Source organism: Streptococcus sp. HMSC077D04, assembly GCF_001808785.1.
Lineage (GTDB): Bacteria > Bacillota > Bacilli > Lactobacillales > Streptococcaceae > Streptococcus > Streptococcus mitis_BX.
On the sequence record NZ_KV794493.1, the window covers coordinates 1 to 692 of the forward strand.

General features: G+C 37.6%; 1 pseudogene. It reads right to left on the minus strand.

The features are described 5' to 3' along the window. Positions 1–692 (minus strand): annotated as a pseudogene (locus HMPREF2701_RS01580) (VirB4-like conjugal transfer ATPase); the annotation flags it as partial.

Sequence of the window (692 nt, forward strand, 5' to 3'; positions counted from 1 at the left end):
AGTTTTTGTTGTTCCCCAATCTTTTGGGATTCCATCAAGGTTTTCTTTGTTCGTAGTTTCTTCATGGCATCCGCCTTGGTCGAACTTTGGGCATGGAGGCTCACAATCAATTCCAAATCTCCTTGCATGAGGTCTCGGATAAACTGATCTCCTAATTCCATGCCGTAGTCTCTCACATAGACAATCTGTAATAAGCGGTCATTGATTTGTAGGTAATTCTTGTTTTTGAAATCTAAGAGATTAGGAGCTATAAAGTGACGAGTTGTCTGACCCGATCTCGTTAAATCACGGTAAGAAAAAGGAAGATGGTGTTCTCCTCTAAGCATATCTGCCAACAAGTTCACACGGTTTTCTCCAGCCAAGGATTCAAAGCGAGCATCAATTTCTGAAAAACCACTCTTGAAATATTCTCCAATTTGAGACAAGGAACGATAGGCTTGTTTGGGATTAGAATCCTTTCTACCAAAGGTAATCAGTTTCACAGCTGAGAAATTATTTTCGCCACTGTCTAAATTCTGATTCATCATCCGATTCAATTCTTTACGATAGGTATCATATCCATCTTCTTTTTCCTCATACAAAACACTTTGTCTAAACTTTTCTAAATTCAATCTTTTATTAAAGATAGTCAATTGGAAGTTAGTTTGGTCATCTAGGGAGTTAATCAAATCAGAATACTTCTCAATGATTGC